We start from the raw sequence: 12,930 nt of genomic DNA, 5'->3' as shown, positions 1-12,930 counted from the left end.
CCAATAGGTCTAAATTATTCAAAAAGTATGTAGAAGGTTATCTTGCTAAATCATTTCCTGAGATGCGCTTAATTCGTATCTCGGGGATGACAGCAATATGTGAAAGGTGTGAAGTATTTGAAGAATGGAAAAGCGCCTACCAAGAAACAAAAAATCGCAATAAAAGAAGTCGGTCTAAATCCAAATAACTGGTTAGTCTCGAAGAACCTCCAAGAAGAGCTACATATTGTGCATCGGGAGACAGGAAGATTAAAGGTCATTCCAGGTTGAGGGAAACTGCGACATAAGAGAGGTGATTATTTGGCTAAATATATTTTATGGTTTGTAGTCATTGTTATTTTTGCAATAGGAGTATTCACCAAAGGAGAAGCGTTGAGTTTATTTTCAAAATGCGTAATGTGGTCTTCGCTTGGCATATTAGCTTTATGTGAGTCAATCGAAAAATTAAAGTAATTTCGCAGTTCAACCCAATTATTTGAAAGGAATGAGGCTATTGAATAAAAGAGAATTAGATGAGTTATGGTCGCAAGTCAAACATGTAGGGGAAGTCGAAAGACTAGAATATGACGCAATGATTGTTTTAGGCAGTGTGTTTGGTCAAATGCAAAAAGTAATTTTAGAACAACAAGAACGGATAGATAAAGTCACTCAAAATATAGGTAAAGAACCTTCTGTTCACTGGGTAGTTAGAACGTTAAGAGGGGAAGAAGGTTACTGAACAGTACGAACCTTGTCCGTATTTGTCCCTATTAATTGGGACATTGAGAGATATTGTTCACTAAGGAGGTAATTAAATGTCAGATAGATTACACGATATAAAAAATATGGTTGAAGCTATGAATGGAGACTTAACAGCGCAATTATTTGGGTATGAATTGGACGAAAAAGCTGTTGTTGATGATTTCAAATGGCTTATTGAACAAGTGGAACAATTAAATAAAAAAGTAAAAAATCAGCAAAAAGAACTCCATAAACTTAACACCGACAAAATGATGGGATGGTAGTTCGCAGTACGACACTACGATTTAAAAGATGGAGGGATTAATAATGTTATGGGTCATACATTATGACGGCGGTCCGCTTAATGTCAGTAAGTTATCTTCTCCCAGTCGAAAAGTACGAGCTTATCAATCCGAACATGTTGCCAGACGTTCAGCAGAAAGAATATTTGCGAATTACAAATTAAAGGATTGGGAAAAGGTTGAAATTGTACCGTATGTACAGAAAGAAGCTTGAGAAAATGCTCAAAAGGAAAGGTGGGAAATAAAATGGTATTTGAATTCAATCCTGTTAAACCTCCAAAATTTCCAGATCAAAAAATAGAACTATTGCCGTATCCCAAAAATCAAGTTGAGCATTTAGTTGAGCAATTAATTAAATTACAAAAGTCTTATGACTCTCCAAACAATATTTCTGCTGCAAAATCTGAAACTTTAAATGCTATGAAAATAATCAATAAATCACTTGAAATGTGTTTAACTCGAAATCTTATTTTAAAAGAAAAATGAATTTGAAAGGGTGGTTACATGAAAGCTTTAGGTATTGTAAGACGAATGGATGAATTAGGTCGAGTAGTAATTCCAATGGAAGTTAGAAAAGCAAATGGATGGGTCGCTGGTACTCCAATGGAGATGTTCGCAACAGAAGAAGGGTTTCTTGTTCGTGAATATCAGTCTAATAGTGAGAAAAAAGAATTACTTGGAGCTTTAAATGATACGTTGTTGCATACAGAAAATGACCAGGTTAAAGAGATCCTTTCGAAAGCCATCAAATTTATTAATAAGGAGTGATTAATGTGAGCGATTTAACAATTATTGAACATGGTGGTCAAAGAGTATTAACAACTCAACAATTGGCAGAGGCTTATGGGTCTACATCTGACAAAATTAGCTACAACTTCAAATACAACGAAGAAAGATATAAAGAAGACAAACATTATATTTTGTTGATTGGCGAAGAGTTAAAAGCATTCAAAAAAGCAAATCGTGAATTTCAAGGTTCGCTAAACAAACTATACCTTTGGACAGAAAAGGGAGCATGGCTTCATGCTAAATCATTAAATACCGATGAAGCTTGGGATGCTTACGAAATGCTAGTCGATGATTACTATCGTCAGAAACAAGGGCAAATTGATATTCAGCAACTCAGTCCAGAACTACAAATGTTTAAACAAATTTTTGATACTGTCGCACAAAAGCAAATTGAAGATGCCAAACGTGATGAGAAAATCAACGAACTTGAAAGTGGGATAGAAACCATAAAAGAAACGTTTCTTCAAAAAGATGATGATTGGAGAAAAGCTATCAATACTTTAATCAATAGAGCAGCAAAAAAACTTGGTGGTAATTATCAAGAATTACGCACCAAAAGCTATGAAACTCTAGAAGATCGAGCTAAATGTAATTTAACTATCCGAGTAAATAATTTAAAACAAAGATTAGCAGATGGTGGAGCTACGAAAACTCAGATAAGTAAAACCACTAAAATGGACGTTATTGAACAAGATCCTAGGCTAAAAGAAATTTATTCGATAATTGTAAAAGAGTTTACGATTGGGACTATTTAGGAGGAAACCATGAATAATAAAGTCGTTTTAATGTATGTCATGAACGATCAAATTTATCCAATAGCTTTAACTGAGGAACAGGACCAAATCTTACAAATGACAGCTTCTTTATTTGCCCCTTTGAAAGTGGTAGATAAACCTCAAGGTAAAGCTGTGAATTTAGTAGAGGAGTTAAAGAAAAATAAAAAAGCCTGATGCTGCAACATCAAGGCCCCAAAATAAACACATCTAGTACAAGTATATCACAAATGAGGGGATTTATTCCCCTCAAATGCTAAAGAAGGTGCTTTAAATGGCTAAATACAGAAATGTACACGTTGATTTTTGGCAAGATGGTTTTGTATTAGACCTAACACCAGAGGAAAAGTATTTTTTCTTGTACCTAATGACCAATAGCAAGACAACCCAATGCGGAATTTATGAACTACCTAAAAGAATAATGGAAACCGAAACAGGATATAACCGGGAAACGATTGATAAACTTTTAGATCGTTTCATCGAATACGGAAAAATTCATTACCAGGAGTCAACAAAAGAACTAATGTTAGTGAATTGGGCAAAGTATAACTTCATCAATAGTTCTAAGGTGATTAAGTGCATTGAAAAAGAGCTAGGATCCGTGAAATATAAGGCTTTTGTGGGAATGTATTTAGAACAAATCAAACGGTATGGATACCGTATCGATACCCTATCTATAGACTATGGGGAAGAAGAAGAAAAAGAAGAAGAAAAAGAAGAAGAAAAAGAAGAAGAAAAAGAAGAAGAAAAAGAAGAAATACCTCCGGTATCTGAAATCATAAATTACCTCAATGAAGTGACTAACAAAAACTATAGAGCCACAACACCTAAGACTAAGACTTTAATCAAAGCTCGTTGGAATGAAGGATTTAAGTTAAATGATTTTAAACGAGTAATCGATACTAAATGCAGTCAATGGCTTAATAACGAGAAAATGAACAACTATCTTAGACCCGAAACATTATTTGGTACTAAGTTCGAGTCTTACCTCAATGAAAAGGACGTGAGTGAGATTGGAACACATCCAGAAGACGTTCCAGAAGAACCCGACTTACCATTCTGATCGATGTGAAAAACACAGCATGGAACATATCATCTGGAAACAACAAAGTATATGCCCTCGTTGTTTCCTTGAACAACAAGACCAACAGCTGCAAGAACAAATTGAAGGACAGTATAAAAAGTCCCAAAAAATGAAGAAGTATAACACTTTATATCACTCCAGCTTAGTAAGTGACTCAACGATCTTAAAAGCAACGATGGAAAGCTATAAGCCTACGTGTGAGGAAGAACGAAGGAATAAACAAATTATATTGGAATGCATCCAACGTTATAAGCAAGGGGAAATATTCAACGTCATACTGCAGGGATTACAAGGGACCGGAAAAAGTCACTTAGCTTATTCAATCTTAAAAGAACTTAATGAAACCGCTGAATATAAAATCTCATCCTTGTTCATTAGTGTAGAGGATATGCTCAGGAAAATAAGAGCGTCATTCCAGGATAAAGAAAGTAAATACACCGAGAATTATTTTGTGGATTTAATGTCTGGCGTGGATTTTCTTGTATTAGATGATCTAGGTGCTGAAACGGGAGCAATCAAAACAGACAAAAAAGCAACTGATTTTGTTCAACGTGTACTTTATGCCATCGGAACAACAAGACAAGATAAACCAACCATTTTAACAACTAATCTTACTGGTAAGGCATTATTTTCAATGTATGACAGAAAACTAGTGTCACGTCTTTTAAAAAATCCAAAGTACATCATTTTCAAAGAGTCCAAGGATAAAAGAATTTCAAGTAGTCCATTTTAGGAGTGAATGAATTGAACCAAGTTGAACAAATTATGCCCGGAGTTTTTGTAGTGCAGCCTCAAAAGCGAAAAACAAATGAAGAGATCAAACAAGCAGAACAACGTATGCAAGTACTGTTAGAACAGATGAAAAAGGAAGTGGAGAAATGCAGTTAAGAAAAGCGATTCTTATTCAAGAAATGCAATTACAAGGTCATTATGTAGCATTTGACGGTCGTTTGCTCTCTCAGCTGACATTAGACGAACTGGAAAGAGAGAAGGTGAAGTTTGATGAAGGGTTTAACCGACAAGGAAGTTAAGTCCATTAATCACACAATAGCCAGTATGAAAAAAAACTACATGATTAGAGAAAGGGATCAAACGTACTTTGCAAATGAAGACTTACGACAAGATTGGTCGTTGAAAGAAGTCGCTGAAATTGAACAAATGTGGAAAGAAGGGAAACACATAACGGAAATAGCAAAGTGTTTTGAGTGTGATCCAGACGAAATATTCCTATTAATCTTTGATAGAGCAAGACACTCCAAAGGTAAAGGGAAAGTAAGGCTGAATTTTGGTCAACTAACTATGCGTAAAAAAGGATGGTGATTAGTTTGAAAATTGATCCGCTAAATCCGATTTATTTAAAAGGTTTCAATGATGGGTACGAAGCGGGAAAGAAAGTAGCTGTTGATTATTTCGCTGATGGATTTGAAAAGCTTCAAAACACAAAAGGGGTTGGTGAAAAAACCATTCGTAAGATGATAAAGGCGATGGATCTTCCTGTAGATGAGGTGAAAGAATGATATTTACTGAACGTGAAATTGATCGAGTAGTTCAAAGTATTATTGGTTTCCGTAAAAAATGGATGTACGTTCAACAGTCAAAAGTGAAGAAGGCTCAAAAAGTATCTATTCGTAAAAAACGATCTCAAGCTAAGAATTGGTCAAAGTGGAAGAAGCGGAAGTAATTTACGTGAAGATACGTGATAAGGGATAGAGAATATACCGGAGTATAGGAGCGATAGAAATGAAAATGAATGCAGAGGAATTTAACCGTTGCCTAGAAGTGATGGAAGCAAATGAAACGAACCTTCCGGAGATTACGATCGATGATGTGAACTCCATCGGAATGATTGAGCCTAAGGAATAGTTGAAGGAAACTACGTACTAAAGAAAGGATATGAAGATGCAAATAGAAATAAAAATTCCGACTCTAAATGATTTGTGTCCTTATTGTTTCGGCAGCGGAAAATTAAAAGCCATGCAAAGGGCAATGACTTTTGGTGGAGGTTCAATAAGAGTTAATGACACATCGGTAAAGTGTAATCACTGTGAAGGAACAGGTAGAAATAATTGAAAGATACTGCGACACGAGGAGGGTTTGAAGATGACAGTACAAGAATTAATTGAGGAACTATCAAAAATTAGGGATAAAACGCAAAAGGTAATGTTCTACGATGTTGAAGCGAAGGTCGATGAATGTGGATATGAGTCCTTTAATTCAGTCAGAGAAACATGGGAGGATGGTCAAGATTTAGTTGTTTTAGAATGGGAGGATTGATGTACAGTTCGGTCATGATATTCAATAGAGAGATTATGTGTAGCAAAGGAGGGAGAATATTGCAGCTAGATTTATTTAGAGAAATTATTGTTGATAACTTCGCTGGTGGCGGGGGAGCAAGTACTGGAATTGAAATGGCCACAGGTATTTCAGTAGATATTGCCATCAATCACGATCCTGCTGCTATAGCAATGCATAAAACTAACCATCCAGATACAGAGCATTATTGTGAGAGTGTTTGGGATGTAGATCCCCGTAAGGTAGTTAAAGGTAGGAAAGTTGGCCTGTGTTGGTTATCTCCTGATTGTAAGCATTTCAGTAAAGCAAAAGGTGGGAAGCCGGTAAGTAAGAAAATACGAGGTCTTGCATGGGTAGCTATAAATTGGGCGATATCTGTTAGGCCGAGAGTTATCATGTTAGAAAATGTTGAAGAATTTAAGACATGGGGACCATTAAAACTTAATAATAAAGGCGAATGGGTGCCTGATCCTGATAAAAAGGGCATGACCTTCCAATCTTTTATTAAATCCTTTAAGGCATTAGGTTACCAGGTAGAAACGAGAGAACTGAAAGCATGTGATTACGGCGCTCCTACAACTAGAAAACGATTATTTTTAATTGCTCGTTGTGATGGAAAACAAATTACATGGCCCGAAGCTACGCACGGTGAACCAAATGAACTAAACGTTCAGTTAGGTATTAAAAAACCGTACAGAACGGCCGGAGAGGTTATTGATTGGTCAATACCAGCACCAAGTATCTTCACACGCAAAATACCACTGAAAGAAAATAGTCTTTTGAGGATCAGTAGGGGATTAAAGAAATATGTAATTGATACTGATGAACCATACATCGTTGATGATAAAGCCTATTTTGTTCAGCATTACTATACTCACCAAGGATCAGAAACAAGGGCAAGTAGCTTAGATGAACCAATTGCAACGATACCAACAGCAAATCGATTTGGTTTAGTTGCTGCATTCCTAGCAAAGCATTATGGCGGTAATTACAAAGGTTCTGGAATAGGCATAGATGAACCGCTGCATACGATCACCATGAAAGATCATCATTCGTTAGTACAAGCATTCTTAATCAAATATTACGGCTCCGATGTTGGTCAATCCTTAAATGAACCATTACACACCATAACCACAAGAGATCGATTCGGATTAGTAACAATTAAAGGGCAGGAATACAAGATAGTTGATATAGGTATGAGGATGCTTCAGCCACATGAATTATTCAAAGCACAAGGGTTTCCTGACTCTTACATTATCGATCGAGATTATAAGAGTAATAGATATCCTAAAACAGCTCAGGTGGCGAGGTGCGGTAATTCAGTGCCACCACCATTTGCGGAACATCTTGTAAGAGCAAACTTACCTGAAATATGTGTAGAAAACACAAGGTATAGAACGGCAGTTGCAAATTAACAGTTCGAGTCTTAAATGAAACTGGTGTCTCCCAACTCTTAGTGCGATCAACCCGGGTTGGTTTCATGGAAGTAGGTGAGTAGGGAGACATTAAATATATTTATCCGAAATCCGAAATAAAATTCTAGATCCAAGTGTTTATTTATAAATGGTATGTTAGCCCGAGTATAAAAGTTCAATTGCGAGGTGAAACATGGCAGTACGTGAGGGGTTACCAAGAAAATATGAAGAGTGCCGTATATGTTCCGCTACCTTTGAAAATACCGATGGTTTAGGCACTTGCTGCTCTAATAAATGTTGGAGTGTGTATGAAGAAAGAAGTGTTGATGAAACGAAGGAGTGATTTATTTGTACAGTCAAACAGTGGAACATTTTGCCAGAATGATAGTTTACTATGTTCAAACTAACGAAAGTATGGAACTGTCCGATAAGTCACTACATGACATATTCCACCAGGTAAGAGAGTGTGCAGACATCTGGAAGAAATATAGTGACAAATTAAGAGATGAAAATCACGCTCTTCGGTGGAATGAAGCCAAATTGTATGTTGAACGGCATAAAGAAAGACTACTTACTTTGACAGCTGATGAGATTATCAAAGAATTAGAATGGATCATTAAACGGTTAGATAATAAAGAAAGCGTTCGATAGAAGGCTAAGCAAACGATGCGAAATAACGGTATGTCGAAGGGTGAGTGAGTCAATGGAAGACGTAAATCTTAACCAACTGATGCAAGAAACTCACGAACACTACAAAAAAGTCTCAGAAAATATCGTAAAAGAAAATAAACAGCTTAAAAAAGTCAATAGCAAGTTAAAAAGTGAAATAAAAGGCCTTAGGAAATACATTAATAAATTAAAAAAACAAGAGAAAGAAAAACAACACTATCGAAACGGTCGAAGGGGATCGAGGTCAGGGAGGTAAAAGAATGAAGCCATATCATGATTTACTGCAGCACGTTTTAGATAACGGAATCGAAAAAGAAGATAGAACTGGAACGGGAACCATTAGCACATTTGGTTATCAAATGCGTTTTGATCTACAAGAAGGCTTTCCTCTTGTTACTACAAAGTCAGTTAATTTTCAAAAAGTATTAGGTGAACTTCTCTGGTTTATTAGTGGATCTACAAATGCAAATGAATGTGCCGATAAGTACGGATTTAAAACCTGGAAGTTGTGGGCGAAAGAAGATGGAGAGTTGGGACCGGTGTACGGGAAGCAATGGAGATCATGGTCGACTTATAAAAGGAAAAATAATCATTTGAGACACTTTACAATTGACCAGCTACAAAATGTCATTGATCAAATCAAAACTAATCCAGACAGTAGACGTTTAATTGTGTCGGCTTGGAACGTTAGTCAGTTGGATGAAATGGCTTTACCACCGTGTCACTTGCTGTTTCAATTCTACGTTGCGAACGGTAGATTATCGTGTCAATTGTATCAACGTTCAGCCGACTTATTTCTAGGTGTTCCCTATAATATCGCTTCTTATGCAGCATTAATTCATATGATTGCTCAAGTAACGGAATTAGAAGTTGGTGAGTTTATTCATACGATAGGTGACGCTCATATTTATAAAAATCATATTAAGCAAGTAAAAGAGCAATTATCCAGAGAACCTAGGCCATTACCTCAATTGTCGTTAAATCCAGAAGTAAAAAACATTGATGATTTTGGTTTTAATGATTTTTCACTAAAAGGTTATTTATCCTATCCAGCGATTAAAGCGGATGTATCCGTATAAAAGGAGTCGATATTCATGAATTTTTCACAGTATCAAAAAGAGTCAGCACGAACAGCGGGATTATACGAAAGTTTTCATGCAGCATTAGCTAATTTTACTTTAGGTTTCAATGGAGAAGGTGGAGAATTTTTAGACGAAATTAAAAAAGTCGAGTTTCATGGCCATCCGTTAAATAAAGAAAAATTAATAAAAGAAGCTGGAGATCACCTTTGGTACTTTGCTAGGCTCTTAGATTTATATGGTATTGATTTTAATGTAGTCGCTGAACAGAATATACAAAAATTATTGGATCGTTATCCAGATGGATTTTCAAAGGAGCGGAGTGTGAACAGAGTTGATTAGCTTCACGATTTACGGTGAACCCATCGCTCAAGGAAGGCCACGAGCTACCACCATAAATGGACAAGCTAGATTATATGACCCTATGAAAAGTCGAGACTATAAACAGTACGTAAAGTTAGTAGCCTCTGAAAATAAGCCTGAAAAGCTCCTGGAAGGTGAGATTGAGCTAATTGTAGACATTTATAAACCTATTCCTAAATCCATGCCCAAATACAAAAGAAAGATGGCTATAGAAGGTCAGTTGAGGCCAACAACTAAGCCTGATGTTGATAATTACGTAAAAGGAATTAAAGACGGTTTGTCAGGTATCATTTGGCATGATGATAAACAAGTAGTTAGTCTTACAGTTCGTAAATGGTATAGCGAAATTCCTAGAGTAGAAGTGAAGGTGAGTGATTTGATTGGAGAAGTCAATCCGTAGAGAGATTAACAATAAAATTGGCGACATCATAGAAAATCACTGTAGAAATTGTGAGGATCCTAAGCGGTACCTGAAAGGAAGTTTACACAATAACCAATATTGTAACACTCAATGTAAACATGGTATGGAGTTAAAAGAATACGGAGAGTTACTTGAAGGGAAGGAGCAAAAGGTTATGAGTGAAAAAGTGAAGGATGTCGAACCAAAAGAAGTAAAAGATCAAGAACTCACTAAAGAAGAATACCTCACATATAAGAAAAATGACCTCACCGATAAAGAGATCAGAGATAAAGTAGGGATCGATCATAACAAACTTCATTCTTTGAAGAAAAAGTGGGATTTGATTGGCAAGTTTGGTCCGGCTAAACCTAAACCTGTTAAAGTTGCACCTTCAGAAGAAAAACGGGAAATTCAACCGGATAAAAAACCAATTAATCAATACGAACCGTTAAAACATGAAAATGAAAAGTTAAAAACCACCGTTGATGCTTTATTACAAGAAAGACTAAGGATGTTAGAAACAGTCTCTAATTTAGAGAGAGAACTAACGACCTATCAAAACCGTGTGAATGAACTAGTTAGATATAAAACTAAATATGATGCAACTAAAGAAGCACTAAAAGTGCACTTAGAGTAGGTGGATATATTGCTCTTAGCTGAGTCTTATAGTGAACTGTGTGATGAAATCAAAGCGTTAGAAGTCCGGGTTGAAGAACTGGAAAGAGAACGGAAGCTACTGAATAAACGAATGTATGATAATGCTCCAAGTGCCAACTTAACCATTGATTACAGCAAAGAACGTGTTGCTGGTGGACAAGTACCGATGTCATTAGATGTTGTCATTGAACGTTTGAATAAGCTCGATGATCGGATTGACCAATTGCATTCTTTTCTTGATATTAAAAGAGATGCCAGGAATAGAATTGATAAAATCATTAAATCATCCGAGGACATTGATCAAAAGGTTGTTGTAATGAGAGACATTAAGAAGCTGCCGCTTAAAGTGATAGCTAGAGAATTAGGTTATAGCTATCAACATATCAGAAGAATTTCTTGTAGGAATAAGAAGTTTACATTGGGGAATTGAGCGAAACTACGAAATAAGAAAGGGTGGATAAAATGAATAAAATTTATTGTTTTTCGAATGTAGTTGGTGGTGGAGATGGAATAGCTTATGCGATTGGCGATGATGGAACGGTATTAGGTAGTCACTGGTGCAGTCATGAAAGTTATGTTCCTCATGATTTAGGAGTTGTTGAGGGAAGTAGACCAGATAGACATGAAACGTATAAAGAACACTTTCCAAACGGTTATCAGATGGAATTTGTTCCTGCAAGTCAAGTTGAAACGCATGAGGGATTGAAAGAAGCTTTTAGGCTAAATCAATTACAAGGAGAAAAAGCAAAGTCTAAAGGCTCTCATCCATCAGTAGAAATTGAAGTTGATTGATGAACAGTTCAGGAGAACCGAAAGGAGAGAGACAAATGATAGCAGATAATGCTTTTTTAATAGCGTTAGTGAACAAACTTACTGAAATTCAAGAAAACACTAGTGATATAGATACTGAAATCGAGTTAGGTGAACTTATTGATGCAATCGTAAAAAGTATCCGTTAATGAACAGTCCAAACAACAAAACATGCTACATTTATGCTACAAAAAGCATTAACAAAATGAGTTATTATAGTAGTATGGGAAAAATGTACGGGAAGCACTTAGCCATTGGTTAGGTGCTTTTTATTTTGTGTAAAGAGGTGGTCTCTATGAGAATTGAAGATCGTCTTGATAATGACATCAAAGAACAACTTAACAAAATTAGAAGACGTAAAAAGAATAAAAAGAAACGTGGACCTTATGACAATGTGAATTATTCAGATCTCATGGGAATAAATCGCGATCGTTATGAACGTCGTGGTGGTTCGATTAGGAGGAAGTAAGAAATGAAAAACTTAAAACAAAGATTTATTGATGAGACCAAAAGTAAAGATGGATCAAGGTTGTTGGTGGTGGCTGTGCAACTACCTTCAGGAGTCACTATAATTAACACGGAAAACATTGTCGATAAAGTTGGTTATTACTGGAATGCTTACGATGATGAATTTAGACTAAAAGCAAATCCGGATGTAAAGATTGTTGGTTACATGATTGTTTGAGGTGAAACGTAATGAAACTTTTTGCTAAACAATTCTATAAATCTAAAGCATGGCGTAATTGTCGCGATGCTTATTTTATTTCTCAACATGGATTATGTGAGAGGTGTCATAGTCCGGGTAAGGTTGTTCACCATACTGTTTATCTTTCACCAGATAACATTCATGATCCTACCATCTCATTGAACCATGACCTATTAGAATTACTATGTGCTACTTGCCATCAGCATGAACATTTCAAAAAAGAAGAAGTGATCAGAGAAGGATTATCCTTTGACGAAAACGGAGATCTAATTCAGTTATAAACTTTCATAGGAAATAGGGACTGCAGCCCGATAAGAGCCGAACTCCACGGCTCTTTTTCTATGTATAAATATGGAGAACACTAGGAGGGTGTTTAATTTGGAAATTTGGAAAGATGTAAAAGATTTTGAAGGGTTATATCAAATTAGTAATTTAGGTCGTTTGAAAAATGGAAAGGGGAAATTAATTCAACCAGCTGATAATGGAAAGGGTTATCTTAGGTTTAACTTATCAAAAGGGAACAGAAATTATAAAACAGTGTATTTACATAGAGCTCTTGCAGAAGCATTTATACCTAATCCTAATAACCTTCCAGAAGTAAACCATAAAGATGAGAATAAAAGAAATAATAATATAAATAATCTTGAGTGGTGTACAGTTAAATATAATCGTAGATACGGAACGAGGAATATTAGAACCGGAATGAAACACAGAAAAAAGATTAGAGGTATAAACCTCAATGATAACAGTGTGATTGAATTTGATAGCTGTGTAGAAGCTGAGTGTAATGGATTTAACAAGTCTGCAATATCCAATTGTTTGCAGGGTATTAGTAATAGTAGTAAGGGTTATAAGTGGGAACGTGTATAGC

The 12,930-nt window shown here is 35.9% G+C and carries 32 protein-coding genes; all 32 read left to right on the top strand.

Annotated features, from left to right (window positions below; genetic code table 11):
• Positions 1 to 117 precede the first annotated feature (117 nt).
• The 32 genes from J0N78_RS03030 to J0N78_RS02880 all read left to right on the top strand — a co-directional run bounded on the left by J0N78_RS03030 (position 118) and on the right by J0N78_RS02880 (position 12,929).
• Positions 118 to 270, top strand: a complete 153-nt coding sequence (locus J0N78_RS03030) for a DUF6906 family protein (RefSeq protein ID WP_209121552.1) — start codon at positions 118 to 120, stop codon at positions 268 to 270.
• 223 nt (positions 271 to 493) lie between these two features.
• Positions 494 to 718, top strand: a complete 225-nt coding sequence (locus tag J0N78_RS03025; RefSeq protein WP_209121551.1) for a hypothetical protein — start codon at positions 494 to 496, stop codon at positions 716 to 718.
• A gap of 76 nt (positions 719 to 794) precedes the next feature.
• Positions 795 to 1,004 (top strand): hypothetical protein, encoded by a 210-nt coding sequence (locus tag J0N78_RS03020; RefSeq protein ID WP_209121549.1) that lies wholly within the window; start codon positions 795 to 797, stop codon positions 1,002 to 1,004.
• Positions 1,005 to 1,047: 43 nt separating this feature from the next.
• Positions 1,048 to 1,236: a hypothetical protein gene (locus J0N78_RS03015; RefSeq protein WP_209121547.1), complete on the top strand. Its 189-nt coding sequence runs from the start codon at positions 1,048 to 1,050 to the stop codon at positions 1,234 to 1,236.
• Positions 1,237 to 1,268: 32 nt separating this feature from the next.
• On the top strand, positions 1,269 to 1,508 hold the full coding sequence (locus tag J0N78_RS03010) for a hypothetical protein (RefSeq protein ID WP_209121546.1): 240 nt from the start codon (positions 1,269 to 1,271) through the stop codon (positions 1,506 to 1,508).
• An 18-nt stretch (positions 1,509 to 1,526) separates the two neighbouring features.
• Positions 1,527 to 1,790: an AbrB/MazE/SpoVT family DNA-binding domain-containing protein gene (locus tag J0N78_RS25640; RefSeq protein WP_247747090.1), complete on the top strand. Its 264-nt coding sequence runs from the start codon at positions 1,527 to 1,529 to the stop codon at positions 1,788 to 1,790.
• A gap of 5 nt (positions 1,791 to 1,795) precedes the next feature.
• On the top strand, positions 1,796 to 2,566 hold the full coding sequence (locus tag J0N78_RS03000; RefSeq protein ID WP_209121545.1) for an ORF6N domain-containing protein: 771 nt from the start codon (positions 1,796 to 1,798) through the stop codon (positions 2,564 to 2,566).
• 9 nt (positions 2,567 to 2,575) lie between these two features.
• The gene (locus tag J0N78_RS02995; RefSeq protein WP_209121543.1) at positions 2,576 to 2,761 is read left to right on the top strand and encodes a hypothetical protein; all 186 of its coding nucleotides are present in this window, start codon (positions 2,576 to 2,578) and stop codon (positions 2,759 to 2,761) included.
• A 97-nt stretch (positions 2,762 to 2,858) separates the two neighbouring features.
• Positions 2,859 to 3,647: a conserved phage C-terminal domain-containing protein gene (locus tag J0N78_RS02990; RefSeq protein ID WP_209121542.1), complete on the top strand. Its 789-nt coding sequence runs from the start codon at positions 2,859 to 2,861 to the stop codon at positions 3,645 to 3,647.
• A 19-nt stretch (positions 3,648 to 3,666) separates the two neighbouring features.
• Positions 3,667 to 4,401: an ATP-binding protein gene (locus J0N78_RS02985; protein WP_209121541.1), complete on the top strand. Its 735-nt coding sequence runs from the start codon at positions 3,667 to 3,669 to the stop codon at positions 4,399 to 4,401.
• Between the two features lie 11 nt (positions 4,402 to 4,412).
• Entirely contained in the window at positions 4,413 to 4,556 is a 144-nt protein-coding gene (locus J0N78_RS02980) for a hypothetical protein (RefSeq protein ID WP_209121540.1), read from the top strand.
• A complete protein-coding gene (fbpA, locus tag J0N78_RS02975) occupies positions 4,547 to 4,699 on the top strand; it encodes a Fur-regulated basic protein FbpA (protein WP_209121539.1) in 153 nt (50 codons plus the stop codon). Before J0N78_RS02980 ends, fbpA begins: the two co-directional genes overlap by 10 nt.
• The gene (locus J0N78_RS02970; RefSeq protein ID WP_209121538.1) at positions 4,671 to 4,988 is read left to right on the top strand and encodes a hypothetical protein; all 318 of its coding nucleotides are present in this window, start codon (positions 4,671 to 4,673) and stop codon (positions 4,986 to 4,988) included. Before fbpA ends, J0N78_RS02970 begins: the two co-directional genes overlap by 29 nt.
• A gap of 5 nt (positions 4,989 to 4,993) precedes the next feature.
• The gene (locus J0N78_RS02965) at positions 4,994 to 5,185 is read left to right on the top strand and encodes a hypothetical protein (RefSeq protein ID WP_209121537.1); all 192 of its coding nucleotides are present in this window, start codon (positions 4,994 to 4,996) and stop codon (positions 5,183 to 5,185) included.
• The gene (locus J0N78_RS02960) at positions 5,182 to 5,349 is read left to right on the top strand and encodes a hypothetical protein (RefSeq protein ID WP_209121536.1); all 168 of its coding nucleotides are present in this window, start codon (positions 5,182 to 5,184) and stop codon (positions 5,347 to 5,349) included. The genes J0N78_RS02965 and J0N78_RS02960 overlap by 4 nt, the downstream gene beginning before the upstream one ends.
• 59 nt (positions 5,350 to 5,408) lie before the next feature.
• Complete coding sequence (locus J0N78_RS26070) at positions 5,409 to 5,531, top strand: hypothetical protein (protein WP_280637164.1); 123 nt, start codon at positions 5,409 to 5,411, stop codon at positions 5,529 to 5,531.
• Between the two features lie 237 nt (positions 5,532 to 5,768).
• A complete protein-coding gene (locus J0N78_RS02955; RefSeq protein ID WP_209121535.1) occupies positions 5,769 to 5,942 on the top strand; it encodes a hypothetical protein in 174 nt (57 codons plus the stop codon).
• A gap of 35 nt (positions 5,943 to 5,977) precedes the next feature.
• The gene (locus tag J0N78_RS02950; protein WP_209121805.1) at positions 5,978 to 7,375 is read left to right on the top strand and encodes a DNA cytosine methyltransferase; all 1,398 of its coding nucleotides are present in this window, start codon (positions 5,978 to 5,980) and stop codon (positions 7,373 to 7,375) included.
• A gap of 193 nt (positions 7,376 to 7,568) precedes the next feature.
• Positions 7,569 to 7,718 (top strand): hypothetical protein, encoded by a 150-nt coding sequence (locus tag J0N78_RS02945; protein ID WP_209121534.1) that lies wholly within the window; start codon positions 7,569 to 7,571, stop codon positions 7,716 to 7,718.
• Between the two features lie 5 nt (positions 7,719 to 7,723).
• A complete protein-coding gene (locus tag J0N78_RS02940) occupies positions 7,724 to 8,026 on the top strand; it encodes a hypothetical protein (RefSeq protein WP_209121533.1) in 303 nt (100 codons plus the stop codon).
• 52 nt (positions 8,027 to 8,078) lie between these two features.
• Entirely contained in the window at positions 8,079 to 8,300 is a 222-nt protein-coding gene (locus tag J0N78_RS02935; RefSeq protein WP_209121532.1) for a hypothetical protein, read from the top strand.
• A 4-nt stretch (positions 8,301 to 8,304) separates the two neighbouring features.
• Positions 8,305 to 9,123, top strand: coding sequence for a thymidylate synthase (locus J0N78_RS02930; RefSeq protein WP_209121531.1), 819 nt, complete (start codon positions 8,305 to 8,307; stop codon positions 9,121 to 9,123).
• Between the two features lie 15 nt (positions 9,124 to 9,138).
• Positions 9,139 to 9,465 (top strand): nucleoside triphosphate pyrophosphohydrolase family protein, encoded by a 327-nt coding sequence (locus J0N78_RS02925; RefSeq protein ID WP_209121530.1) that lies wholly within the window; start codon positions 9,139 to 9,141, stop codon positions 9,463 to 9,465.
• Positions 9,458 to 9,886, top strand: a complete 429-nt coding sequence (locus J0N78_RS02920) for a RusA family crossover junction endodeoxyribonuclease (RefSeq protein ID WP_209121529.1) — start codon at positions 9,458 to 9,460, stop codon at positions 9,884 to 9,886. The genes J0N78_RS02925 and J0N78_RS02920 overlap by 8 nt, the downstream gene beginning before the upstream one ends.
• Entirely contained in the window at positions 9,867 to 10,523 is a 657-nt protein-coding gene (locus J0N78_RS02915; RefSeq protein WP_209121528.1) for a zinc-finger domain-containing protein, read from the top strand. The genes J0N78_RS02920 and J0N78_RS02915 overlap by 20 nt, the downstream gene beginning before the upstream one ends.
• A gap of 9 nt (positions 10,524 to 10,532) precedes the next feature.
• The gene (locus tag J0N78_RS02910) at positions 10,533 to 10,973 is read left to right on the top strand and encodes a hypothetical protein (RefSeq protein WP_209121527.1); all 441 of its coding nucleotides are present in this window, start codon (positions 10,533 to 10,535) and stop codon (positions 10,971 to 10,973) included.
• Between the two features lie 32 nt (positions 10,974 to 11,005).
• The gene (locus J0N78_RS02905; RefSeq protein ID WP_209121526.1) at positions 11,006 to 11,335 is read left to right on the top strand and encodes a hypothetical protein; all 330 of its coding nucleotides are present in this window, start codon (positions 11,006 to 11,008) and stop codon (positions 11,333 to 11,335) included.
• A complete protein-coding gene (locus J0N78_RS02900) occupies positions 11,335 to 11,502 on the top strand; it encodes a hypothetical protein (protein WP_209121525.1) in 168 nt (55 codons plus the stop codon). The genes J0N78_RS02905 and J0N78_RS02900 overlap by 1 nt, the downstream gene beginning before the upstream one ends.
• Positions 11,503 to 11,648: 146 nt before the next feature.
• Positions 11,649 to 11,822, top strand: a complete 174-nt coding sequence (locus J0N78_RS02895) for a hypothetical protein (protein WP_209121524.1) — start codon at positions 11,649 to 11,651, stop codon at positions 11,820 to 11,822.
• A gap of 3 nt (positions 11,823 to 11,825) precedes the next feature.
• Entirely contained in the window at positions 11,826 to 12,038 is a 213-nt protein-coding gene (locus J0N78_RS02890) for a hypothetical protein (RefSeq protein ID WP_209121523.1), read from the top strand.
• A gap of 11 nt (positions 12,039 to 12,049) precedes the next feature.
• Positions 12,050 to 12,340 (top strand): HNH endonuclease, encoded by a 291-nt coding sequence (locus tag J0N78_RS02885; protein WP_209121522.1) that lies wholly within the window; start codon positions 12,050 to 12,052, stop codon positions 12,338 to 12,340.
• 97 nt (positions 12,341 to 12,437) lie between these two features.
• The gene (locus tag J0N78_RS02880) at positions 12,438 to 12,929 is read left to right on the top strand and encodes an NUMOD4 domain-containing protein (RefSeq protein ID WP_209121521.1); all 492 of its coding nucleotides are present in this window, start codon (positions 12,438 to 12,440) and stop codon (positions 12,927 to 12,929) included.
• Position 12,930 lies beyond the last annotated feature (1 nt).

The organism is Alkalihalobacillus sp. BA299 (assembly GCF_017745675.1).
GTDB lineage: Bacteria > Bacillota > Bacilli > Bacillales > Bacillaceae_F > Alkalihalobacterium.
This window is presented reverse-complemented; position numbering and strand designations above follow the sequence as displayed.

What these genes read in the sequence shown, in the direction of transcription:
- J0N78_RS02935 (WP_209121532.1), top strand. Translation starts at nt 8,079, where the DNA reads ATGGAAGACGTAAATCTTAACCAACTGATGCAAGAAACTCACGAACAC.
- J0N78_RS02950 (WP_209121805.1), top strand. Translation starts at nt 5,978, where the DNA reads ATGTGTAGCAAAGGAGGGAGAATATTGCAGCTAGATTTATTTAGAGAA.
- J0N78_RS02960 (WP_209121536.1), top strand. Translation starts at nt 5,182, where the DNA reads ATGATATTTACTGAACGTGAAATTGATCGAGTAGTTCAAAGTATTATT.
- J0N78_RS03020 (WP_209121549.1), top strand. Translation starts at nt 795, where the DNA reads ATGTCAGATAGATTACACGATATAAAAAATATGGTTGAAGCTATGAAT.
- J0N78_RS02990 (WP_209121542.1), top strand. Translation starts at nt 2,859, where the DNA reads ATGGCTAAATACAGAAATGTACACGTTGATTTTTGGCAAGATGGTTTT.
- J0N78_RS02905 (WP_209121526.1), top strand. Translation starts at nt 11,006, where the DNA reads ATGAATAAAATTTATTGTTTTTCGAATGTAGTTGGTGGTGGAGATGGA.
- J0N78_RS02945 (WP_209121534.1), top strand. Translation starts at nt 7,569, where the DNA reads ATGGCAGTACGTGAGGGGTTACCAAGAAAATATGAAGAGTGCCGTATA.
- fbpA (WP_209121539.1), top strand. Translation starts at nt 4,547, where the DNA reads ATGCAGTTAAGAAAAGCGATTCTTATTCAAGAAATGCAATTACAAGGT.
- J0N78_RS02885 (WP_209121522.1), top strand. Translation starts at nt 12,050, where the DNA reads ATGAAACTTTTTGCTAAACAATTCTATAAATCTAAAGCATGGCGTAAT.
- J0N78_RS03015 (WP_209121547.1), top strand. Translation starts at nt 1,048, where the DNA reads ATGTTATGGGTCATACATTATGACGGCGGTCCGCTTAATGTCAGTAAG.
- J0N78_RS02955 (WP_209121535.1), top strand. Translation starts at nt 5,769, where the DNA reads ATGACAGTACAAGAATTAATTGAGGAACTATCAAAAATTAGGGATAAA.
- J0N78_RS26070 (WP_280637164.1), top strand. Translation starts at nt 5,409, where the DNA reads ATGAAAATGAATGCAGAGGAATTTAACCGTTGCCTAGAAGTGATGGAA.
- J0N78_RS02925 (WP_209121530.1), top strand. Translation starts at nt 9,139, where the DNA reads ATGAATTTTTCACAGTATCAAAAAGAGTCAGCACGAACAGCGGGATTA.
- J0N78_RS02895 (WP_209121524.1), top strand. Translation starts at nt 11,649, where the DNA reads ATGAGAATTGAAGATCGTCTTGATAATGACATCAAAGAACAACTTAAC.
- J0N78_RS02970 (WP_209121538.1), top strand. Translation starts at nt 4,671, where the DNA reads ATGAAGGGTTTAACCGACAAGGAAGTTAAGTCCATTAATCACACAATA.
- J0N78_RS02900 (WP_209121525.1), top strand. Translation starts at nt 11,335, where the DNA reads ATGAACAGTTCAGGAGAACCGAAAGGAGAGAGACAAATGATAGCAGAT.
- J0N78_RS25640 (WP_247747090.1), top strand. Translation starts at nt 1,527, where the DNA reads ATGAAAGCTTTAGGTATTGTAAGACGAATGGATGAATTAGGTCGAGTA.
- J0N78_RS02890 (WP_209121523.1), top strand. Translation starts at nt 11,826, where the DNA reads ATGAAAAACTTAAAACAAAGATTTATTGATGAGACCAAAAGTAAAGAT.
- J0N78_RS02995 (WP_209121543.1), top strand. Translation starts at nt 2,576, where the DNA reads ATGAATAATAAAGTCGTTTTAATGTATGTCATGAACGATCAAATTTAT.
- J0N78_RS03010 (WP_209121546.1), top strand. Translation starts at nt 1,269, where the DNA reads ATGGTATTTGAATTCAATCCTGTTAAACCTCCAAAATTTCCAGATCAA.
- J0N78_RS02930 (WP_209121531.1), top strand. Translation starts at nt 8,305, where the DNA reads ATGAAGCCATATCATGATTTACTGCAGCACGTTTTAGATAACGGAATC.
- J0N78_RS02985 (WP_209121541.1), top strand. Translation starts at nt 3,667, where the DNA reads ATGGAACATATCATCTGGAAACAACAAAGTATATGCCCTCGTTGTTTC.